Origin of the sequence: Rhizobium sp. ZPR4 (assembly GCF_040215725.1) — a bacterium.
Taxonomy (GTDB): Bacteria; Pseudomonadota; Alphaproteobacteria; order Rhizobiales; family Rhizobiaceae; genus Rhizobium; species Rhizobium rhizogenes_D.
This window is the reverse complement of the sequence record NZ_CP157967.1, coordinates 3,947,893-3,969,141: the sequence shown is the minus strand read 5'-3', so window position 1 is coordinate 3,969,141 and position 21,249 is coordinate 3,947,893. Positions and strand designations below refer to the sequence as shown.

The 21,249-nt window shown below is 62.1% G+C and carries 16 protein-coding genes; 9 read left to right on the top strand and 7 right to left on the bottom strand.

Annotation, left to right across the window (positions count from 1 at the left end; all coding sequences use genetic code 11):
* Positions 1 to 221: 221 nt before the first annotated feature.
* From ABOK31_RS19055 to ABOK31_RS19040, 4 genes are all read left to right on the top strand, one after another.
* Complete coding sequence (locus ABOK31_RS19055; RefSeq protein ID WP_349957195.1) at positions 222 to 791, top strand: isochorismatase family protein; 570 nt, start codon at positions 222 to 224, stop codon at positions 789 to 791.
* Positions 788 to 1,786 carry a helix-turn-helix domain-containing protein gene (locus tag ABOK31_RS19050; RefSeq protein ID WP_174175978.1) on the top strand — a complete coding sequence of 333 codons (999 nt, stop codon included), beginning with the start codon at positions 788 to 790 and terminating at the stop codon, positions 1,784 to 1,786. Before ABOK31_RS19055 ends, ABOK31_RS19050 begins: the two co-directional genes overlap by 4 nt.
* A 106-nt stretch (positions 1,787 to 1,892) precedes the next feature.
* On the top strand, positions 1,893 to 2,843 hold the full coding sequence (locus tag ABOK31_RS19045; RefSeq protein ID WP_349957194.1) for an aldo/keto reductase: 951 nt from the start codon (positions 1,893 to 1,895) through the stop codon (positions 2,841 to 2,843).
* A gap of 14 nt (positions 2,844 to 2,857) precedes the next feature.
* Positions 2,858 to 3,301 (top strand): GNAT family N-acetyltransferase, encoded by a 444-nt coding sequence (locus tag ABOK31_RS19040; RefSeq protein WP_174175982.1) that lies wholly within the window; start codon positions 2,858 to 2,860, stop codon positions 3,299 to 3,301.
* Here the strand turns inward: ABOK31_RS19040 and ABOK31_RS19035 are convergent.
* Both ABOK31_RS19035 and ABOK31_RS19030 read right to left on the bottom strand, forming a co-directional pair.
* Positions 3,294 to 3,908 (bottom strand): hypothetical protein, encoded by a 615-nt coding sequence (locus ABOK31_RS19035; protein WP_174175984.1) that lies wholly within the window; start codon positions 3,906 to 3,908, stop codon positions 3,294 to 3,296. The two genes, ABOK31_RS19040 and ABOK31_RS19035, sit on opposite strands and share 8 nt — an antisense overlap.
* A gap of 114 nt (positions 3,909 to 4,022) precedes the next feature.
* Complete coding sequence (locus tag ABOK31_RS19030) at positions 4,023 to 4,916, bottom strand: LysR family transcriptional regulator (protein WP_349957192.1); 894 nt, start codon at positions 4,914 to 4,916, stop codon at positions 4,023 to 4,025.
* Between the two features lie 130 nt (positions 4,917 to 5,046).
* Between ABOK31_RS19030 and ABOK31_RS19025 the strand changes: the two genes are divergently transcribed.
* The 4 genes from ABOK31_RS19025 to ABOK31_RS19010 all read left to right on the top strand — a co-directional run bounded on the left by ABOK31_RS19025 (position 5,047) and on the right by ABOK31_RS19010 (position 14,367).
* Positions 5,047 to 6,042, top strand: coding sequence for an aldo/keto reductase (locus ABOK31_RS19025; protein ID WP_349957191.1), 996 nt, complete (start codon positions 5,047 to 5,049; stop codon positions 6,040 to 6,042).
* 254 nt (positions 6,043 to 6,296) lie between these two features.
* Positions 6,297 to 11,816 carry an alpha-2-macroglobulin family protein gene (locus ABOK31_RS19020; protein ID WP_349957190.1) on the top strand — a complete coding sequence of 1,840 codons (5,520 nt, stop codon included), beginning with the start codon at positions 6,297 to 6,299 and terminating at the stop codon, positions 11,814 to 11,816.
* 9 nt (positions 11,817 to 11,825) lie between these two features.
* Complete coding sequence (gene pbpC, locus ABOK31_RS19015) at positions 11,826 to 13,913, top strand: penicillin-binding protein 1C (protein ID WP_349957189.1); 2,088 nt, start codon at positions 11,826 to 11,828, stop codon at positions 13,911 to 13,913.
* Between the two features lie 94 nt (positions 13,914 to 14,007).
* On the top strand, positions 14,008 to 14,367 hold the full coding sequence (locus tag ABOK31_RS19010) for a nuclear transport factor 2 family protein (protein ID WP_174176102.1): 360 nt from the start codon (positions 14,008 to 14,010) through the stop codon (positions 14,365 to 14,367).
* Between the two features lie 252 nt (positions 14,368 to 14,619).
* Here ABOK31_RS19010 and pheT read toward each other — a convergent pair whose 3' ends face one another.
* The 5 genes from pheT to infC all read right to left on the bottom strand — a co-directional run bounded on the left by pheT (position 14,620) and on the right by infC (position 19,973).
* Complete coding sequence (gene pheT / locus ABOK31_RS19005; protein ID WP_349957188.1) at positions 14,620 to 17,043, bottom strand: phenylalanine--tRNA ligase subunit beta; 2,424 nt, start codon at positions 17,041 to 17,043, stop codon at positions 14,620 to 14,622.
* 16 nt (positions 17,044 to 17,059) lie between these two features.
* The gene (gene pheS, locus ABOK31_RS19000) at positions 17,060 to 18,142 is read right to left on the bottom strand and encodes a phenylalanine--tRNA ligase subunit alpha (protein WP_174175996.1); all 1,083 of its coding nucleotides are present in this window, start codon (positions 18,140 to 18,142) and stop codon (positions 17,060 to 17,062) included.
* A 328-nt stretch (positions 18,143 to 18,470) separates the two neighbouring features.
* Positions 18,471 to 18,875, bottom strand: coding sequence for a 50S ribosomal protein L20 (rplT, locus tag ABOK31_RS18995; RefSeq protein ID WP_174175997.1), 405 nt, complete (start codon positions 18,873 to 18,875; stop codon positions 18,471 to 18,473).
* Positions 18,876 to 18,912: 37 nt separating this feature from the next.
* A complete protein-coding gene (rpmI, locus tag ABOK31_RS18990; RefSeq protein WP_012759782.1) occupies positions 18,913 to 19,116 on the bottom strand; it encodes a 50S ribosomal protein L35 in 204 nt (67 codons plus the stop codon).
* 320 nt (positions 19,117 to 19,436) lie between these two features.
* The gene (infC, locus tag ABOK31_RS18985; protein WP_174176104.1) at positions 19,437 to 19,973 is read right to left on the bottom strand and encodes a translation initiation factor IF-3; all 537 of its coding nucleotides are present in this window, start codon (positions 19,971 to 19,973) and stop codon (positions 19,437 to 19,439) included.
* A gap of 278 nt (positions 19,974 to 20,251) precedes the next feature.
* Between infC and ABOK31_RS18980 the strand changes: the two genes are divergently transcribed.
* Positions 20,252 to 21,064, top strand: coding sequence for an alpha/beta hydrolase (locus ABOK31_RS18980; protein WP_349957187.1), 813 nt, complete (start codon positions 20,252 to 20,254; stop codon positions 21,062 to 21,064).
* Positions 21,065 to 21,249 lie beyond the last annotated feature (185 nt).

The window sequence follows — 21,249 nt, the reverse complement described above, 5'->3', positions numbered from 1 at the left end:
AAAGCGAAACGAAGGCCGCTACGCTCTCGATGACATCGACGCCAACCTTATGCGGCCCTTCCTGAAGGCGCAACGCCTCAGGCCGTCTCCGTGCGCGGATCTGGAGCAAGCCCTTCACAAAGCATGTCCGTATTTGTCCCCTTTCTGTCCGCCAGATGGCTTTCGAAGCCTTCAAGTAAGGTCTAGTCTCGGCTATCCTTTCAAGCACAGGAGATACGAAAATGTCCCATGCGGATACCGCACTGCTCGTCATCGATGCCCAGGAATCCTTTCGCCAGCGTCCTTATTGGCGAACGGACGACCTGCCTGTTTTCACCGACCGCCTGCAGGCACTGATCGACGGCGCCAAGGCGAAGGGCATTCCCGTCGTCCAGATTTTCCATGTCGAGGACAGCGACGCGCATTTCAGCCTGAAAAGCGGCTTTGTGCGCAAGCTCGATGAAATCTCGCTGGAGGCCGATGCAGTATTTCACAAGCGCCGCCACTCGGCGCTCGTCGGCTCCGGCCTCGATGTCTGGCTGGTGGCAAACGGCATCCGCAAGCTGATCGTTTCGGGTATCCGCACCGAACAATGCTGCGAGACGACCACCCGGCACGCGTCCGATCTCGGCTATGAAGTCGACTATGTCACCGAGGCAACGCTGACCTTCCCGATGACGCATGCCTCGGGCACGGTCTTCAGCGCCGAGGATATCAAGAAGCGCAGCGAGCTGGTGCTATCGGGCCGCTTCGCCCGCATCGCGACGGTCGAAGAGGCGCTTGCCGACGCATCGATCCGGAGTGCCGCATGACCCAAAGCGACCGGCGCCTCCATCGGCGGATCATTCCTGTCTACGTCCTCCTGCCGCCTTATACGCTGCTGATGGACGTGGCCGGGCCGGTGGAGGTGTTGCGCCGCGCCAATATCGAACAGGACGACGTCCTGTTCGACTATCAGTTTATCGCTGCCCAGCCATCGCAGACGACTTCGGTCGGGCTGACGCTTGCCGATCTCAGGCCGTTGCCGGATCACATTCCCGATGGCGCCTATGTCATCCTGTCCGGCAGCGTCACGCCGCCCGATGATGCCGAGGATATCGAGCCGGAGCTTGCCAAGCTTGCGACCTGGCTCCGAGGCGTAATCCATCCGGGCATCACTCTCGTCACCATCTGCTCGGGAGCGGTGCTCGCCGCCCGCGCCGGCCTGATGGACGGCTATGCCTGCACCACACATGCCGCCTGCCTCGACGAGGTCAGGGAACATGCCCCGACAGCAAGGGTTCTCGACAACCGGCTCTATGTCGAGGATCGGGACCGCTATTCAAGCGCCGGCATCACCACAGGCACAGACCTGATGCTGCATCTCGCCTCCAAGCTCACCTCGCCGGTGACGGCGCTGACCATTGCCCGCCACATGGTCGTCTATATGCGAAGGACGGGTGCCGAGCCGCAGCTTTCCCCCTGGCTCAGCGGCCGCAACCATGTTCACCCCGCCATCCATCGCGTTCAGGATGCGATCATGGCCGATCCGGCCCATGGCTGGTCGCTTGCCGAGCTTGCGGGCATCGGCGCGATGAGTGCGCGGCATATTTCGCGGCTGTTTCAGGAACATGCCGGCCTGTCGGTGACGGCCTATATCAATCTGATGCGTGTGACGCTGGCGCGCGACGTCCTTGCCAATTCACGGCTGGACATGGAGCGCGTAGCGGAAAAATCCGGCTTCGCATCGCCTCGGCACATGCGGCGCGTCTGGTCGAAATACAACACGCTGCCGCCCAGCCACTATCGGCGCTCGACGGCCGAATAAAGAAATCGTTAGTGGCCTTTGGGGCGAAACGCCGATAGCCTTGCCTTGTCCCTTCGTGCCGGCCCCCGCTCGCCGGCCTGCCCCTCAAGTGATTTGGAGAGATATCATGGACATGCGCAAGCTTGGACGAACCGATCTGTTTGTCGCCCCGATCGTTTTCGGCGGCAACGTCTTCGGCTGGACGGCCGATGAGAAAACCTCCTACGCACTGCTCGACGCCTTCTTCGACGCCGGCTTCAATACGATCGACACGGCCGATGTCTATTCGCGCTGGGTTCCCGGCAACAAGGGCGGCGATTCCGAAGAGATCATCGGCAAATGGCTGAAGCAGGGCCGCGTTTCCCGCGACAAGGCCGTCATCATCACCAAGGTCGGATCGGACATGGGGCCTGGCAAGAAAGGCCTCAAGGCAGACTATATCATCGAGGCGGCCGAAGCTTCGCTGAAGCGGCTGCAGACCGACCATATCGACCTTTACCTCTCACACTGGCCGGATCCTGAAACACCACATGAGGAATCGCTTGCCGCCTATGCCAAGCTGAAGGAACAGGGCAAGATCCGCCATGTCGGCTGCTCGAACCTCGATGCGACGCAGCTTCAAGCCTCGCTCGATGCCGCCGCCAAGGCCGGCCTGCCGCACTATGACGTGCTGCAGCCCGAATATAACCTCTATGCCCGCGACAGCTTCGAGGGACCGCTGGCGGATCTCTGCGTCAAGGAAGACATCGGCGTCATCACCTATTTCAGCCTCGCCGCCGGCTTCCTCACCGGCAAGTATCGGACCAAGGCGGATACGGAGGGACGGGCGCGCGAGAACCGGGTTGCCGCCTATCTCGACGACAAGGGCCTGCGCATCCTCGCAGCGCTCGACAAGGTCGCGGCCGAAACCGGCGCAAAGCCCGCCGAGATCGCGCTTGCCTGGCTGCTGCGCAAGCGCGGCGTCACCGCCCCGATCGCCAGCGCGACTAGCCTCAGCCAGCTCGACGCGCTAATCAATTCGGCGAAGCTTTCGCTTTCCGATGATGCCATGCGCCTGCTCGACGCAGCTGGTGAATAGATAGAGGCAGACCGATGACCGTGACGATCCGAGACGCCAGGCCCGAAGACGAAGCGCGCTGGCGTGCGCTTTGGGACGGATACCTGGCCTTCTACGGCGTCACCATCGCGCCCGACATCACCGATGCGACCTGGCGCCGGGTCTTCGATCCGGCGTCGGCCATCTTCATGCGCGTGGCCGAAGTCGGTGGCGAGGTGAAGGGCTTCACGCTCTGCATCACGCATGAGGGCACCTGGGTGCGCGCGCCGGACTGCTATCTGGAAGACCTGTTCGTCGACGAAAGTGCCCGAGGCCGTGGTGTCGGCCGGGCGCTGCTCAACGATCTCGTCGCGCTCTGCAAGAAGAACGGCTGGGCGCGTCTTTACTGGCACACCGAAGAAGGCAATGCGACCGCCCGCAAACTCTACGACACCTATGTCGAGAGCGACGGGCATATCCGCTATCGTGTCATTATCTGAGTTTCGGAAAGCCCTCATAGTGGGCGGAATGATCGCCCTCCCAGTTCGCCATGCCCCGCTTGGTCAGCATGCCGCGTGGGCTGACATAGCTCTGGATCGTTCGCATCGGCCGCTCGTGCCACTGGATGTTGAAGGCCCACAGCTTCGGGAAGAAGCAGAGCGACGCATAGGGCAGATGATCGTGGATCCACCAGGCGAGCTTCTGCCAATCGCCCTCATGGTTATGATGATCGATGAGCCAAGGCACGACGATGCAGACGGCAGCCCCCATGCAGCCATCGAGATCGCGCATGTCCCAGATGTGATGCGCGGCGGTGTGCGGGTTGGTCGAGCAATTCAGCCCGTTCCTGTTGCCGAAAGCGTTGACCTCGGGAGAGCGATAGCCGGAGCGGATATGTAGCCGGCCAAAGGTCGCTTCCAGCGGCTCCAGCAATTCCTCGCAGAGCCTGCGGCCCGTCTCGATCGCCAGATCCGGGTCTTCCGGAATATTGGGGATGCGATAGAAATCAGCGATTTCCGAATGCAGGAAATCGCGAAAGAAGAAGTTCTTCGACAGTCTGACGCGGCCGAGATCCTCGAGCCCCTTCATCGATCCCGGTTTTCTCATCGCTGCAATCCCCTTCTGAAATCATCCGATCAGTCGAGACGAGTTATCGCATCATCGCCACCCGAATTCTGTCAGCAGCCGCGCATTGCTCGTTCCAAAGCAATTTCGAGCGCTCTAAGGCCCTGTGTATTTGAAGAAATCTATGAAGGCTCTGAGCGCCGGGCGCATCTGGCGGCGGCTTGGGTAATAGATGCAGAAGCCGGGATAGGGCGGGCACCAATCCTCCAGAACACGGATGAGCTTGCCCTCGGCCAGCTCCTGCTGCACACGAATATCGAAGAGATAGGCGAGGCCGGCGCCATTCAGCGCGGCTAGGACGCCCAGCCGGTCCTCGATGACGATCAGAGGGCCATCGATGGCAATGACCAGCTCGCGGCCATCCTTCTCGAACTCCCAACGATAGAGCGAACCATCGGTGAAACGCCGCTTGATGCAACGATGATGCACGAGATCGCGCGGATGCTGCGGCTTGGGATTCTTCTCGAAATAGGCGGGGGAGCCGGCAATGACGGTGCGGATGTCAGGCGAGACCTTCACCGCGATCATGTCGCCTTCGATGCTTTCCGCCAGACGGATGCCGGCATCGTAGCCGTCCTTGACGATGTTGCTGAAGCCATCCTCGTTGGCGATCTCCAGCGTGATGTCCGGGTAGGTGTTGAGGAAATCTCCAAGCCTCGGCGCCATGAGGAGATCGGAAGCAAAGCGCGGGGCGGTGATGCGCAGCGTCCCCGCCGGGCGGCCTCGCGTCGCAAGCGTATCCTCCAATGCGATATCGATTTCCTCCAGGGCCGGCGCCAGCCTTTGAAGCAGCGCCTGACCTTCCTCCGTCGGGAGCACGCTGCGCGTGGTGCGGGCGAGCAGCCGCACGCCAAGGCTTTCCTCGAGGCTGGAAACGGCATGGCTGACCGCAGACGGTGCGATCGACAGTTCCTTGCCGGCAGCACGGAAACTGCGATGGGCGGCGACGGCGGCGAATACCGCGAGCTGGGAGAGCTGAGTTCTGTTCATTGATCTAAATTATAGAACAACCTATTAGGATTTGCATGGATTTTCATTCATTATGTCGGACCCTAATTTGAGCGTGTAGGCAGCAGGCATCGACCACTGCCGCTCTCATACGTCTCAAAAGGAACACACCATGAAAACCTGCAGGCTTGGTAAGGATCTCACCGTTTCCGCCGTTGGGCTCGGCTGCATGGGCATGAGCTTTGCCTATGGCGCCGCCGACGAAGCCGAATCCGTCAAGACGCTCCATCGCGCCGTCGATCTCGGCGTCACTTTCTTCGACACAGCTGAAGTCTATGGCCCCTTCACCAACGAGGAGCTGCTCGGCCGCACGCTGAAGCCCGTTCGCGACCGCGTAGTCATCGCCACGAAATTCGGTTTCAAGCTCGATCACACGAAATCAGGCCCGGCTGCCATGATCGGCGTCGACAGTCGGCCCGAACATGTCAGGCAAGTCGCCGAGGCTTCACTGAAGCGGCTCGGCACCGATGTCATCGACCTCTTCTATCAGCATCGCGTCGATCCGAACGTGCCGATCGAAGATACGGTCGGCGCCATGGCGGAGCTGGTGAAAGAGGGCAAGGTGCGGGCGCTCGGCTTGTCCGAGGCCGGCTCCGCCACCATACGCCGCGCCCATGCGGTGCATCCGATCGCTGCCCTCCAGAGCGAATACTCGCTCTGGAGCCGCGATCCGGAAGAGGATGTGCTTGCCACCTGCCGCGAGCTCGGCATCGGCTTCGTGCCCTACAGCCCGCTCGGCCGTGGCTTCCTGACGGGTGCGATCCGCCAGACTGGCGATCTCGCCGACGACGATTTCCGCCGCTCGCTGCCGCGCTTCCAGAGCGAGAATTTTGACGCCAACGCGGTCCTCGTCGCGAGACTTCAGACGCTTGCCGAGGAAAAGGGCGTGACGGCCGCACAACTGGCGCTCGCATGGGTGCTGCATCAGGGCGACGACATCGTGCCGATCCCCGGGGCGCGCAAGCTGCACCATCTCGAGCAGAATTCGTCGGCTGCCGATATTGTGCTGTCGCCGAAGGAAGTGAAGGAACTCGGTGACATCATCTCACCGGAAACTGTTGCCGGCAAACGGTATACGGATGCCTCTCTTGCCATGACGAATATATGACAAACGGGCTGCCTTTCCTGCCCAGGCAAAGACACCGGCCATCAAGGCCGGTGTCTTTTTGGGACTGAAAAGAAAAGTGAAGCCTCGCCGAGACGCAACCAAACATGCGAATCGCCTGATTTGCAGCCTCTTTCAAGCGCGTAGACAAATCGTCATAGGCGCAAAGCGCACGCCGCCGCTCGACGCTCGGTTGACAAACGGGTCCGAAATTTGAAGATTGCCGCCATCAAAAACGGGCAGCGTTGGGAGGACTTATGTCTAAGCGCGCGTTTATCGGCTTCTCTGCTTTTCTTCTCGCCACTTTCGCATCTCTGACCCCTTCGGTCGCGGCTGACGTAAAGCGCCAGGTGGTCACCACGAAGGATGGCGATTACTTCGGCTTCGATCTGCGCACAGAGCAGAACGTGACGCTGGACCAGTGCTCCGCCTCCTGCATCGGCGACAAATCCTGCAAGGCCTTCACCTACAATCCCAAGGTGAAGTGGTGCTTCATGAAGTCGGACTTCAACCAGCTCAACAATTTCCCCGGCGCGATCGCCGGCAAGATCGTCGAGACGGTGGCCACCAGCGAGCCGGATATCGGCGCAGCCCCTGCCCTTTCCTTCCTCTCCGACAATTTCGTCCAGAGCGCGCGCGATGCAAAGAACACGCTGACACTTGGCAATGAGCTGAAGGGCCAGGGCGTCGAAAGCCTGATCGCGCTCGGCCGCATCGAGCTGACCTCGGGCAATGTCAACAATGCACTGAATGCCTTCCAGGGTGCGCTCTCGCTGAGCCCCGACAATGGCGACCTGTGGGTCGAGATGGCGCGCGCCGCCAATACGATCACGAACGATACCTCCGTCGCCACGAGGGCCGCCTATGCCGCGCTTAACGGCTATCAGCTGACCCGCACGACGAGCAGCCGTGCCGATGCTCTGGCCGTGCTTGCCGAAGCACTGAAGAACGCGCAGAACTATCGTCCGGCGCTCAGCGCCTACAAGGCGAGTCTCAACCTCGTCAGCTCCGCCGCCGTCCAGGCAGCCTATAACGATCTCCTGGCCCGTCAGGGCTTCCGTGTTACCGGCAACACGCTCGACAACGACAATGCCTCGCCGCGCGCCTGCGTACAGTTCTCCGAAAAGCTGGTGAAGAGCGGCGTCGACTATACGCCCTTCGTCACCCTCAACGGCGCCGCGCCGAAGGGTGTCGACGCCAAGGACAACCAGATCTGCGTCGAAGGCCTGGAATTCGGCCAGCACTACCGCATTTCCCTGCGCGCCGGCCTGCCCTCCTCGGTGGATGAAAACCTCGCCTCGCAGGTCAATGTCGACATCTACGTCAAGGATCGCGCCGCTTCGCTGCGCTTCACCGGCGACAATTTCGTCCTGCCCTCGACCGCGCGTCGCGGCATCCCGATCGTTTCAGTCAATGCCAACACGGCCAATCTCAAGCTCTACCGCATCGGCGACCGCAATATCGCGCAGCTTCTGAACAACTCTCAGTTCCTGACGCAGGTGGACAGCTACAGCGCCCAAACCATCCAGGACACCAATGGCGAGCTGGTCTGGCAGGGTTCCATCGAGATCAAGCAGGAACTCAACAAGGAAGTCGCAACCAGCTTCCCGGTCGACGAGGCGCTGCCGCAGCGCAAGCCCGGCGTCTATGTGCTGACCGCGGTTGCGCCCAACGGCGGCCACGAGTGGGACCCGCAGGCGACGCAGTGGTTCGTCGTTTCCGATATCGGCGTCACCACCTATGCCGGCACCGACGGGCTGAATGTTTTCGCCCGCTCGCTCGGCAGCGCTAAGCCGCTCGCCGGCATCCAGCTGCAGCTGCTTGCCAAGAACAACGAAATCCTTGGCACCGCAAAGACGGACGACAATGGCCGCGCCGTTTTCAGCGCCGGCCTGATGCGCGGCACGGCGGGCATGACGCCGGCCGTCATCACCGCCCAGAATGGCGACCAGGATTATGTCTTCCTCGACATGACCCGCGCCGGCTTCGATCTTTCCGACCGCGGCGTGGCCGGCCGCACCGCGCCCGGCGCGATCGACCTGCTCACCTGGACCGAACGCGGCATCTACCGCGCCGGCGAGACCGTGCATGCCTCCGCCCTTGCCCGCGACGTCAGCTCGACGGCGGTCGATAGCCTGCCGCTCACCTTCGTCTTCCTGCGCCCGGATGGCGTGGAAGACCGCCGTATCGTCACCGATGGCGGCAAGCTCGGCGGCTACAATGTCGACCTGCCGCTGCAGCAGACTTCGATGCGCGGCACCTGGACGATGAACATCTATACCGACCCGAAGGGCGCCTCCATCGGCTCGCAGACCTTCCTCGTCGACGATTTCGTGCCGGATCGCATCGAATTCGACATGAAGAGCGACGCCAAGGAAATCGAAGTTGGCCAGCCGACGCCTGTTAATGTCGACGGACGCTACCTCTATGGCGCGCCGGCCGCCGGTCTCAACCTTGAAGGCGAAGTAACGCTGAAGCCGACGCGCCAGAGCGACGCCTACAAGGGCTATCAGTTCGGCCTCGCCGACGAAGGCGCAGGCAAGGCAAATGCAAACAATGACGACGATGACAGCAGCAGCGGTGACAGCAAGGCCGAGAGCACGCAAGTGCCGCTCGAAGACCTGCAGGCGCTGGATGAAAACGGCAAGACCACCTTCGACGTCACGATCAACGACACGCCTTCGACCACGCAGCTGCTGAACGCCAATATCACGGTGCGCATGCAGGAAGCCGGCGGCCGCGCCGTCGAGCGCTCGCTGACCCTGCCCGTCAAGGCGGATGGTCCGCGCATCGGCATCAAGCCGGAATTCGACGGCGATCTCGGCGAAAACTCCGTCGGCAACTTCCACATCATCGCCGTGGACGCCAACGGCCAGAAGCAGGCCATGCAGGGCCTGACCTGGAAGCTGCTCAGCGTCGAGCGCAATTATCAATGGTATCGCGATGGCAGCAGCTGGAAGTTCGAGCCGATCATGTCCACCAAGCAGGTGGCGGTCGGCACGGTCAACGCCACGACGGATGGCGCGGCGATTTCCATGCCCGTCACCTGGGGCCGCTATCGCCTCGAAGTCTCCACCGCCGATGCCAACGGCCCTCAATCCAGCGTCGAGTTCAATGCCGGCTGGTATGTCGCCTCCACCTCGACGGAAACGCCGGATGCGCTCGAAATCGCGCTCGACAAGGAAAGCTACCATGTCGGCGATACGGCCAAGCTGAAGGTGACCTCGCGCTATGCCGGCCAGTTGATGGTGACGGCGGGCTCGGAAACGCTGATCTCGGTCACCAATGCCGATATCGGCGCGACGGGCGGCGAAGTCGATATCCCGGTCACGGCCGATTGGGGCGCCGGCACCTATCTGACGGCAACCCTCTTCCGCCCCGGCGACGCCCAGGAAAGCCGCATGCCGATGCGCGCCATCGGCATCAAATGGGCGCCGGTCGACCCCGGCGAGCGCAAGCTGCAGATCAAGATCGACGCGCCCGAGAAGACGCTGCCGCGTCAGCCACTGAACGTCGCTCTGCAGGTCGCGGGCGCGGGCGCCAACGAGGACGCCTATGTCACGATCGCCGCCGTCGATGTCGGCATCCTCAACCTGACCCGCTACCAGCCGCCGGCACCGGATGACTGGTATTACGGCCAGCGTCAGCTCGGTCTCGAAATCCGCGACATCTACGGTCGCCTGATCGATGGCTCGCTTGGCGCGACCGGCAAGCTGCGCACCGGCGGCGACGGCGGACAGGCGGCCCTGCAGGCAAGCCCGCCGAAGGAAAAGCTGATCGCCTTCTTCTCCGGTCCGATCAAGCTCGATGCCAACGGCAAGGCCAATGTCAGCTTCGACATCCCGCAGTTCAACGGCACGGCACGGCTGATGGCCGTTGCCTGGTCGAAGGCCGGCGTCGGCCACGCGACGCGCGACGTGATCATCCGCGATCCCGTCGTCGTCACCGCAAGCCTGCCGAAGTTCCTGGCGCCCGGGGACAAGGCAAACCTGCGTCTCGACGTCGCCAATACCGATGCCCCTGCCGGCGAGTACACGCTCGCGGTGACGGGCAACAGCGCGGTGACGGTGGACGCAAATGCCACACAGCAGAAGATCAACCTTCAGACCGGCGGAAAATACAACATCACCCTACCGCTGACCGGCGGACAGCCGGGTGACGGCACGGTTTCGATCAAGCTGTCGAATGCGTCGGGCATGTCGCTCGACCAATCGGTCGATATCCCGGTGCGCCCGTCGCAGCTGCCGCTGACCGAACGGCGCGTCATCGCGCTTGCCCCCGGCAAGAGCCTGACGGTCAATGCCGACCTTCTCGCCGACAGCGTGTTGCCCGGCGCCTCGGTCAGCGTCAATGTCAGCCGCTCCAGCGCCTTCGACGTGCCGGCGCTGCTGATGAGCCTCAGTCGCTATCCCTATGGCTGCGCGGAACAGACGGCGAGCAGCGCCATGCCGCTGCTCTATTTCAGCGACATGGCCATCAAGAACGGCCTTGCCGACGATACCGAGATCCACAAGCGCGTGCAGGACGCCATCTATCGCGAAATGTCCTACCAGTCCTCCACCGGCAGCTTCGGCCTCTGGGGGCCGGGCTCCGGCGATCTCTGGCTCGATGCTTACGTGATGGACTTCCTGACCCGCGCCCGCGAGCAGAAGTACAGCGTGCCGGACCAGGCCATGGTGCAGGGGCTCGAAAACCTCCAGAATGCGCTGAGTGCCAATACCAACGTCAAGGATAACGGCAACGAGATCGCCTATGCGCTCTACGTGCTGGCGCGCAACAAGAAGGCTTCGATCAGCGATCTGCGCTACTATGCGGACACCATGCTGAACGATTTCCCGACGCCGCTCTCCAAGGCGCACCTGGCTTCGGCTCTCGCGCTTTACGGGGATGCACAGCGCTCGCGCAACATCTTCGTGGACTCGCTGCAGATGTCGCAGCAGGCGGCGGTGACCAAGGTCAGCTTCATCCGCTCGGATTACGGTTCGTCGCTGCGCGATGGCGCCGCCGTGCTGGCGCTGGCGGCCGAAAGCCGTCCGGTGCCCCCGATCATTCCGGAACTCGCAAGCGTCGTCGCCAAGGATTGGCAGAGCCGGAAATATACCAGCACGCAGGAACAGACCTGGATGCTGCTCGCCGCCCGCGCTCTGCAGAACGGCGATGACGGCCTGACGCTCGATGTCAACGGCGCCGCCCATAGCGGCACCTACATGGCCCAGATGAGCGGCGACGCCCTGATGGGCCATCCGCTGACTGTCACCAACACCACCCGCCAGCCGCTGTCGGCTGCCGTGACTACGGTCGCGGCTCCGGTTGCGCAGCTGCCGGCCGGCGGCAACGGCTTCAAGATCGAACGCAAATACTACACGCTCGACGGCGAAGAGGCGAATGTCAGCCAGGCACAGCAGAACGAGCGCTATGTGGTCGTGCTGCACGTGACCGAAGACAATGACTGGCCGCAGCGCATCCTCGTGACCGATCTCCTGCCTGCAGGCTTCGAGATCGACAATCCGAGCATCGTCAACAGCGCCCAGCTCTCGAACTTCGACTTCCTCAGCGAAGTTCAGCCCGCCCATGTCGAATTCCGCAACGACCGTTTCGTCGCCGCCTTCGACCAGAATTCCGGAGCAGACCGTGACATGACCTTCGCCTATGTCGTGCGCGCCGTGACCCCCGGCGTCTACGATCATCCGGCCGCAAGCGTCGAGGACATGTATCGTCCGCAGTTTTCGGCCCGCACGGCGATGGGCCGCATGGAGGTGCTGGGCGCCCAGCAGTAAGAAGCAGTCATGAAGGCGCGGTGGAAAATTGCGATCGGCTTTGGAGCCACTGCCTTGATGGTGGTGGCTCTGGTCTTTGGCCTGGAAGCCGCAGACCGCGCCTATCCGCCGCCGCTCGACAATGCCCGCATAGTCTCGGCCGAAGTGCTCGACGCCAATGGCGATCTGCTGCGTGCCTTCGCAACGCCTGAGGGCCGCTGGCGGCTGAAGACCGGCGTTGCCGATGTCGATCCGCAATATCTGCGCATGCTGGTCGCCTATGAGGATCGGCGCTTCTACGACCACCACGGCGTCGATCCCATGGCGATCGGCCGCGCCTTCCTGCAGCTCGTCACCCACGGCCGCATCGTGTCGGGCGGTTCGACGCTCTCCATGCAGGTGGCGCGCCTGATCGAGCCGCGCAGCGAGCGCTCGATGACGGCAAAGCTCCTGCAGGTCGTCCGCGCCATCCAGATCGAGCGGCGGCTGACCAAGGAACAGATCCTCGACCTCTACCTGACCCACGCGCCCTATGGCGGCAATCTGGAAGGCGTGCGCGCCGCGAGCCTTGCCTATTTCGGCAAGGAGCCGAAGCACCTGACCGTCGCGCAGGCAGGCCTGCTGGTTGCCCTGCCGCAGTTGCCGGAAAAGCGCCGGCCGGACCGCAATCTCGCCGCAGCACAAGCCGCCCGCCATCGCGTGCTCGAGCGCGCCGCCGTCGCTACCGTGATCGGTGAGGGCGAAGCGGAACGCGCGTCGCTCTCGCCTATTCCAGCGGACCGGCGGCAGCTGCCGGCCTATGCCGCCCATCTGGCCGAACTGGCACTCAAGAAGCAGCCCGGCGTCATCAAGCATAAGACGACGCTGCGGCGGGATGTGCAGCAGGGTCTGGAAGCCGTTGCCGATGCGGCGGCGAAGCGGCTCGGGCCGAAGGTGTCTGTCGCCATGATCATGGCCGACGCCAAGACCGGCGAGATCATCGGCGAAGTCGGCTCGGCCAATTATTTCGATTCCTCGCGCGCCGGCTGGGTCGACATGACGCGCGTGCTGCGCTCGCCCGGCTCGACGCTGAAACCCTTCATCTACGGTCTTGCCTTCGAGCAGGGTTATGTGGCGCAGGAGACGATCATCGAGGATCGCCCCGCCGATTTCTACGGCTATCGCCCGCGCAATTTCGACATGAGCTACCAGGGCGATGTCAGCGTGCGCCAGGCGCTACAGCTATCCCTCAATGTGCCGGCCGTGCGTCTGCTCGACGCGGTCGGGCCGACTCGCCTGCTGGTGCGCTTCCGTCGCGCCGAGGTGAAGCCGAAGCTGCCGCCGAACGAGGCGCCCGGCCTTGCCATCGGCCTTGGCGGCGTCGGCGTGACGCTGAAGGATCTGGTGCAGCTCTATGCCGGGCTTGCCAATCGCGGCAAGGCGATGCGCATCGGCGATGGCGTTCAGGACGAGCCGGGACCGATCGACGGCGAGCCGCTGATGGAGCCGATCGCGGTCTGGAACATCACCGATATTCTCTCCGACATCATCGCGCCGCGCGGCAGCAAGCAGCTCGGCATCGCCTACAAGACCGGCACCAGCTACGGCAATCGCGATGCCTGGTCGATCGGCTATGATGGTGCGCATGTGCTTGGCGTCTGGGTCGGCCGCCCGGACAATGGCGCCGTGCCGGGGCTTGCAGGCTATGTTTCCGCCGCCCCCATCCTGTTCGAGGCCTTCGCCAAATCGGGCGTTGCCATAACCCCCTTCCCTCCGGCTCCCATGGGCGCCGTACGCATCGCGCCGACCGAGCTGCCGATCAGCCAACGGCGCTTTTCCGTGACTGCAGCCGGCCTACTGGCCGCCTCCAGCCGCGAACCGGCGCCGCAGATCGTCTATCCGCCCGAAGGCGCGCGCGTCGATCTCGGCGCCAGCAGCGGCAACGACCAGATCATGCCGCTGGCGCTGAAGCTGCAGGGTGGACGGGCGCCGTTCCGATGGCTCGCCAACGGCAAACCGTTGCCCGACATGTCTCGTCGCCGCACCAATCAATGGACGCCCGATGGCGCTGGCTATTCGACGCTGACCGTCATCGATGCCGCCGGGCGTGCGGCAAGCGTGCGCGTCTTCGTGGAATAATATCCTTCAAATCATTGCGAGCACGCTGCCCGCATTTTTGTCAGCCGGCGGCGTCCATGATATCCTAGGCATGACTCAAACGAGGAATGGCGAGATGTCGGAAGAGCAGGCAATCCGTGCGGTTGTTCATCTCTATGTCGATGGAATGGCATTCGCGAACGAGCCGGCGCTGCGCAAGGCCTTCCATCCGCGGGCTGGTATCATCGGCAATTATCAGGGCGCGGTGGAATGGATGACGCGGGATGAATTCATCGCCGCCATCGTCGAGGAAGGCAGCGCCCCGCCCGGCACCATACCGCTGATGGACATCGAGCTGATCGACATCGAAGGCGATGCCGCCAGCGTCAAGGTTGTCGACGAATTCGCCGGGATGAAGTTTTCGGATTATCTGTCGCTGGTGAAGATCGATGGACGGTGGAGCGTGGTGAACAAGGTGTATCATCTGCATCGGTAGTGATGCGGCACCGAGTATGCCGGGCCTTTGATACCCCCCTCTGTCGCTTTCGCGACATCTCCCCCACAAGGGGGGAGATTGTTGAGAGTATGCCGCTCATCCTCGTTGAAACAGAAACCTCGGTTTCAAAAGATGCGATGTCAGCTTGAGGCGAAAGACTGCCGCAGGTTGCCAATCTCCCCCCTTGTGGGGGAGATGTCACGAAGTGACAGAGGGGGGTGACGCACCCTCCGCGAACTCTTCGACAGCCAATTACCCTCTCAGCACCCCACCCGTCGACTTCGTGACATTCGCGACGATCTTCTGCGTCAGCGCCTCGAAATCCTCGTCGGTCAACGTGCGCTCGGCCGGCTGGATCTGCACTTCGATGGCAATCGACTTCTTGCCTTCGCCGAGCGATGCGCCCTCGAAGATGTCGAAGACGTTGACGCCGGTCACGAGCTTGCGGTCGGCACCGACGGCGGCGCGGACGATGGCGCCGGCTTCCACCGACTTGTCAACCACGAAGGCGAAGTCGCGCTTGACGGCCTGGAAGGGAGAAAGCTCCAGCGCCGGCTTCGTGCGGGTCGCCTTCTTCTTCGGTTCGGGCATGGCATCGACATAGACTTCGAAGCCGGCGAGCGCACCCGACACATCGAGCGCTTCCAGCGTCTTCGGATGGAATTCGCCGAAATAGCCGAGCACGACCTTCGGACCCATCTTGATGGTGCCGGAGCGGCCGGGGTGATACCAGGCCGGGCCGCCCTGCTCGATCTGGATGTTGGTCATCGGCAGGCCGCAGGCCTCGATCACGGCGAGAGCATCGGCCTTGGCGTCGAAGACGTCGACCGGCTTGCCGCCGCCCTTGGCGGCGTTCGACCACATGCGGCCGGCGCCGGCAAGCGTTGCCGTACCGCGGCGGATACCGCCGGCGACGCGACGCTGTCCCTCAGGCGTATCGCTCTCATAGGTGCCGGAGACTTCGAAGATCGCGACGTCGCCATAGCCCTTGTCGGCATTGCGCTGCGCGGCCGACAGCAGGCCCGGCAGCAGCGAGGGGCGCATGTCGGACATGTCTGATGCGATCGGGTTGGCAAGCTTCAGCGCATTGGAGCCACCGCCGAAGAGCTTCGCCTGATCTTCGGAAATGAAGGACCAGGTGACGGCTTCCAGCATGCCGCGCGACGCCAGTGCACGCTTGGCGGCGCGCGTACGGATCTGCAGCGTCGTCAGGATCTTGCCGTTGACGGCCGCATGGCTTGCCAGCGGCTGCGGCTTGATGTTGTCGACGCCATGGATGCGCATGATCTCTTCGACGAGATCGGCCTTGCCGTCGACATCCGGGCGCCAGGAGGGAACGGCGACCGAAATGCGCTCACCCGAACCAGAGACCGAGAAGCCAAGCTTCGTCAGGATGGACTTGCTCTCATCGGCCGAGACTTCGAGGCCGGTGAGGCGCTTGACTTCCGACAGCGGGAAATCGACGACCTTGGCCTCATAGCCCTTGTAGCCTTCGACGCGCGCCTTGGCAGCCGTGCCTCCGCAGCAGGCAAGCACCAGCTCGGTCGTGCGCTCGAGGCCAGGCACCATGTATTCCGGGTCGACGCCGCGCTCGAACCGATAGCGCGCGTCGGTGATGATGCCGAGGCCGCGGCCGCTCTTGGCGATGTTCATCGGGTCCCAGAGCGCCGATTCGATCAGCACGTCCGTGGTGTTCTCGTCGCAGCCGGAGTGCTCGCCGCCCATGATGCCGCCGATGGACTCGACGCCGTTGTCATCTGAAATGACGACATTGCTCGGGTTGAGCTTGTACTCGCGCTCGTCCAGCGCCAGCACGGTCTCGCCGTCCTTGGCGCGGCGCACGACCAGATTGCCCTTGACCTTGGCGGCGTCGAAGACGTGCATCGGCCGGCCCTGGTCGAAGGTCATGTAGTTGGTGATATCAACAAGCGCGCTGATCGGGCGCAGACCGATGGCAGCCAAGCGCTGCTGCATCCACTTCGGGCTCGGGCCGTTCTTGACGCCGCGCACGAGGCGGAGCGCAAAGCCCGGGCAAAGGCTGATATCGTCGAGATCGATCTTGAGCTCGGTCGACGTCTCGCCTTCGATCGCGAAAGACGGCGTGCCGCGCGGCTTCAGCGTGCCGAGGCCGGATGCGGCGAGATCACGGGCAATGCCGTAGACGCCTGTGCAATCCGGACGGTTCGGCGTCAGGTTGATCTCGATCATCGGATCGTCGAGGCCGGCATAGGCGGCGAAGCTCGTGCCGACAGGTGCGTCGTCCGGCAGATCGATGATGCCGTCATGGCTGTCGGAAATTTCGAGTTCCTTTTCCGAGCACATCATGCCGCGGCTTTCGACGCCGCGGATGTTGCCGATGGCAAGCGTCACGTCGATGCCGGGAACATAGGTGCCGGGAGCGGCGAAGGCGCCGACGAGGCCGGCGCGCGCATTGGGAGCGCCGCAGACGACCTGCACGGGCGCGCCGCTGCCGGTGTCGACCATCAGCACCTTCAGACGATCGGCCTGCGGGTGCTTTTCGGCCGAGAGAACCTTGGCGATGACGAAGGGCTTGAACGCGGCCTTGTTGTCGACCTCTTCCACTTCCAGCCCGATCTGTGTCAGGCGGGTACAGATCTCGTCGAGCGATGCGTCGGTTTCCAGATGCTCTTTCAGCCAGGAGAGTGTGAATTTCATGTGCTTTATCCCTTCCTTACGCGCTCAGACCGCCGAACAGGGTCGGCATATCGAGCGGGCGGAAGCCATAGTGGTTCATCCAGCGGACATCGGCGTTAAAGAAGTCGCGCAGGTCGGGCATGCCGTATTTCAGCATGGCAATGCGGTCGAGGCCCATGCCCCAGGCAAAGCCCTGATATTCGTCCGGATCGAGGCCGCCGTGGCGCAGCACGTTCGGATGCACCATGCCGCAGCCGAGGATTTCCATCCAGTCGGTACCTTCGCCGAACTTGACGATCGGGCCGGAGCGGTCGCACTGGATATCGACCTCGAAGGACGGTTCCGTGAACGGGAAGAAGGACGGGCGGAACCGCATCGTCACATTGTCGACCTCGAAGAAGGTCTTGCAGAACTCTTCGAGCACCCAGCGGATATTGGCGACGTTGGCCGTCTTGTCGATGACGAGGCCTTCGACCTGATGGAACATCGGCGAATGCGTGGCGTCGCTATCCTGGCGATAGGTCTTGCCGGGAATGATGATGCGGATCGGCGGCTTCTGCGCTTCCATGGTGCGGATCTGCACCGGCGAGGTGTGCGTGCGCAGCACCTTGCGCTCACCCTTTTCATCCGGCTGGAAGAAGAAGGTGTCGTGCATCTCGCGGGCCGGGTGCCCCTCGGGGAAATTTAGCGCCGTGAAGTTATAATAATCTGTCTCGACATCGGGGCCTTCAGCGATCGAGAAGCCCATGTCGCCGAAGATCGCGGTGATTTCGTCGACGATCTGGCTGATTGGATGGATGCGGCCGCGCTCAGTCGGCGACGAGCGCACCGGCAGGCTGACATCGACGGTCTCGGCCTTCAGCTTCGCGTCGATTGCGGCATCGCGCAGCGCACCCTTGCGCTCGTTGATCGCGTCGGTGACAGAGTTTTTCAGAGCGTTGATCGCCGCACCACGCGTCTGCCGTTCTTCCGGCGACATCGAGCCCAGCGTCTTCAGCAGTTCCGAAACCGAGCCCTTCTTGCCGAGTGCAGCGACCCTGACGGCTTCGATCGACTGCTCGTCGGTCGCCGCGGCCACCTCGGCCATGAGTTGGGTTTCGAGTGTTACGAGTTCCGTCATCTGATCCTGCCTTGCGGGCGGCGGGCTTGGAACGCCGCTCATTCCGCGGAATAATGGATGAACGCCCACATCAGACAGCTTGTGGCAACGATGAGGCGCTGCAGATCACTATCCATGTGCAGGCGGCCAATCAACCGGGCAAATGACAAAAACACGCCGAGAATGCGGTCCTTGGCACTTGTCGCCCGATGCGCGACCCATTTTTCGAGCCTCGCCCAACAAGGAAGCCTGACACGATGGAAAAGCATATGCTGCAAAACACAAAACCCGCGCCGGTTTCGCCAGCGCGGGTTTCATAATGAATTTACGAAAGACGTGCGAGGCAGCGTTAGTTAACGGCTGCTTCGAACTCGTTCTTCGTGCCGGCGTCCTTGAGGTACTCAAGCGCCTTCTTCGAAGCGGCGACGAGCGCGCCGAAAGCTTCCGACTCATGGATTGCCATGTCGGAGAGAACCTTGCGGTCGACTTCGATGCCAGCCTTGTTCAGACCGTCGATGAAGCGGCCGTATGTCAGGCCATGCTCGCGGACGGCAGCGTTGATACGCTGGATCCAGAGGGCGCGGAAGTTGCGCTTGTTGACCTTGCGGTCGCGGTAAGCGTACTGCTTGGAACGGTCGACGGCGGCCTTGGCGGTACGGATGGTGTTCTTGCGACGGCCGTAGAAGCCCTTGGCTGCCTTCAGAACCTTCTTGTGCTTGGCGTGGGCGGTAACGCCTCTTTTTACGCGTGCCATTTCATGATCTCCTTAGTCTATAGCGTTACGAATAGTCTTAGAGACCGTTCGGCAAGTAGTTCTTGATAACCTTACGGCCATCCGGTTCTGCGAGAACCATGGTGCCGCGGGCGTCGCGAATGAACTTGTTGCTACGCTTGATCATGCCGTGGCGCTTGCCAGCAGCGGCTGCCTTGACCTTGCCGGATGCGGTGATCTTGAACCGCTTCTTGGCAGAGGACTTCGTCTTCATCTTGGGCATTTTGCTACTCCTTCGATGCTTCCTGGCGCGCTTTGCTTAAAAGCCCTTCCCACAGATCCGGACTGGCCGGGCTGCAACAAGGTGCCGGAGCGTTTGTTGTTGAACGGCGGATACGGTGACGAACCATTCCACCAGCATTCTGAACTGCCACGGCATGCCCTGCCGGTCAGTTCGGACGCGCGCTTATAACCGCACTTGCCCTGAAGTGCAACGGTGCGAATGCAGGAATCTTTGCAGATCGATGACAACGCGCAACCGGACCACAAAAAGGAAAAAGCCGCCCAATGGGACGGCTCCGACCTCTTATTTCAACCTGCGCCTCACTTCGGCGCAAGTACCATCATCATCTGGCGGCCTTCGAGCTTGGGCTCGGCCTCCACCTTGGCGATCTCGATCGTATCTTCCTTGACCTGCTGAAGCAGCTTCATGCCCAGTTCCTGGTGAGCCATTTCGCGACCGCGGAACTTCAAGGTTACCTTCACCTTGTCGCCTTCTTCAAAGAAACGACCGATCGCCTTCATCTTCACCTCATAGTCATGGGTGTCGATGTTGGGACGCATCTTGATTTCTTTGACTTCGACAATCTTCTGCTTCTTGCGCGCCTCGGCGGCCTTCTTCTGGTTGGCGTATTTCAGCTTGCCCAGATCGAGGATCTTGCACACAGGCGGTTCAGCATTGGGGGAAATCTCCACCAGATCGAGACCGGCCTCCTCTGCCATTCTCAATGCCTGGTCGGTCGGGACAATGCCCATATTCGCGCCGTCGGCAGCGATGAGCTGAACTTTGGGAATGCGAATTTCCCTGTTGGAACGTGGCCCGTCCTTTACGGGCGCATCGGTTTTAAAGGGTCTGCGAATGGTCGTATTCTCCACGAATTGTTTCGGATAGTTGCAAGCCTCTCGCTCCCCGTCGGCGCAACTGACGGAAATGTCGTAAAAGCTGTGTTGAAGTCAATAGCATGACAGCAGGAAAAAAGCACCTCCCGCGTGTCAATAGAGCGTCACGGAAGCGCGAGATGCGCGAAGGACACAGTATCTTCGCCAATTATATAGAGAGCCCGACGAAAAGATCGAGGATTTTTCAGGTCACGCGGGCGCGAATCTGTTCTATAGGGCAGAAAATCCGGGAGCTTTTCATGTCCGAGACCATCGCCGCCATCCAACCGACCTTCCTTCCCGTTGGCACGGGCGAGAGCGAACGCCAGATCGCCATCATTCAGCGCGGCGCCGGCAAGGGCGCCAGGAATGTCAGCTTCGTCTGGTTGTCCGGCTATCGATCCGACATGAGCGGCACCAAGGCACTGGAACTGGATGCGCTGGCGGAGCGGCTTGGTATCGGCTGCATCCGCTTCGACTATTCCGGCCACGGACAATCCGGCGGCAAGTTCACCAACGGCACGATTTCGCGCTGGCTGGAAGAGGCGCTTGCCGTCATCGACCATACCAAGCCAAAGAAGATCGTTCTCGTCGGCTCGTCGATGGGCGGCTGGATCGCCCTTCGGATCATCCAGGAACTGCGCAAGCGCAAGAAGGCACCCGCCATTGCGGGCCTCGTGCTGATCGCGCCGGCACCCGATTTCACCGTCGACCTCATCGAGCCCAACCTTTCCGATGTCGAGCGGCGATCGCTGGCGGAGCACGGTTATTTCGAGGAGCCTTCGGACTACAGCCCCGAGCCGAACATCTTCACCCGCGCCCTCATCGAGGACGGCCGCGCCAATCGCGTGCTCACCGGCATCATCGAAACCGGCTGCCCGGTGCATATATTGCAGGGTATGCAGGATGCCGACGTGCCTTTCTCGCATTCGTTAAAGCTGGTCGAGCATCTGCCGGCCGACGATGTGGTGTTAACACTTGTGCGCGATGGCGATCACCGCCTCTCGCGGCCACAGGATCTGGAGCGCATGCTCTCCGTGGCCGAGACATTGGCGCTGCACAATACGCCATAAAAACAAATAGATACCAGCGAAACACTCATCGCGCGGCCTCCTTTTCCGGCCGCCTCATGCGCGCGCCTGCGTAATCGCAGGCAGCAAAAGATTATGGCAACTATCTCCTCGATTGTGCCGAAATTAACCATATGAGCCGGTTCCGGCGTTAACACTTAAGTAACGATTGACTTCGCGCACCCCCC

Excerpts from the sequence above, each read along its gene's own strand:
- ABOK31_RS19025 (WP_349957191.1), top strand. The coding sequence starts at position 5,047 with ATGAAAACCTGCAGGCTTGGTAAGGATCTCACCGTTTCCGCCGTTGGG.
- ABOK31_RS19045 (WP_349957194.1), top strand. The coding sequence starts at position 1,893 with ATGGACATGCGCAAGCTTGGACGAACCGATCTGTTTGTCGCCCCGATC.
- ABOK31_RS19050 (WP_174175978.1), top strand. The coding sequence starts at position 788 with ATGACCCAAAGCGACCGGCGCCTCCATCGGCGGATCATTCCTGTCTAC.
- pheS (WP_174175996.1), bottom strand. The coding sequence starts at position 18,142 with ATGACGGAACTCGTAACACTCGAAACCCAACTCATGGCCGAGGTGGCC.
- ABOK31_RS18980 (WP_349957187.1), top strand. The coding sequence starts at position 20,252 with ATGTCCGAGACCATCGCCGCCATCCAACCGACCTTCCTTCCCGTTGGC.
- ABOK31_RS19030 (WP_349957192.1), bottom strand. The coding sequence starts at position 4,916 with ATGAACAGAACTCAGCTCTCCCAGCTCGCGGTATTCGCCGCCGTCGCC.
- ABOK31_RS19040 (WP_174175982.1), top strand. The coding sequence starts at position 2,858 with ATGACCGTGACGATCCGAGACGCCAGGCCCGAAGACGAAGCGCGCTGG.
- ABOK31_RS19035 (WP_174175984.1), bottom strand. The coding sequence starts at position 3,908 with ATGAGAAAACCGGGATCGATGAAGGGGCTCGAGGATCTCGGCCGCGTC.
- rplT (WP_174175997.1), bottom strand. The coding sequence starts at position 18,875 with ATGGCACGCGTAAAAAGAGGCGTTACCGCCCACGCCAAGCACAAGAAG.
- rpmI (WP_012759782.1), bottom strand. The coding sequence starts at position 19,116 with ATGCCCAAGATGAAGACGAAGTCCTCTGCCAAGAAGCGGTTCAAGATC.
- ABOK31_RS19055 (WP_349957195.1), top strand. The coding sequence starts at position 222 with ATGTCCCATGCGGATACCGCACTGCTCGTCATCGATGCCCAGGAATCC.
- ABOK31_RS19020 (WP_349957190.1), top strand. The coding sequence starts at position 6,297 with ATGTCTAAGCGCGCGTTTATCGGCTTCTCTGCTTTTCTTCTCGCCACT.
- pheT (WP_349957188.1), bottom strand. The coding sequence starts at position 17,043 with ATGAAATTCACACTCTCCTGGCTGAAAGAGCATCTGGAAACCGACGCA.
- pbpC (WP_349957189.1), top strand. The coding sequence starts at position 11,826 with ATGAAGGCGCGGTGGAAAATTGCGATCGGCTTTGGAGCCACTGCCTTG.
- ABOK31_RS19010 (WP_174176102.1), top strand. The coding sequence starts at position 14,008 with ATGTCGGAAGAGCAGGCAATCCGTGCGGTTGTTCATCTCTATGTCGAT.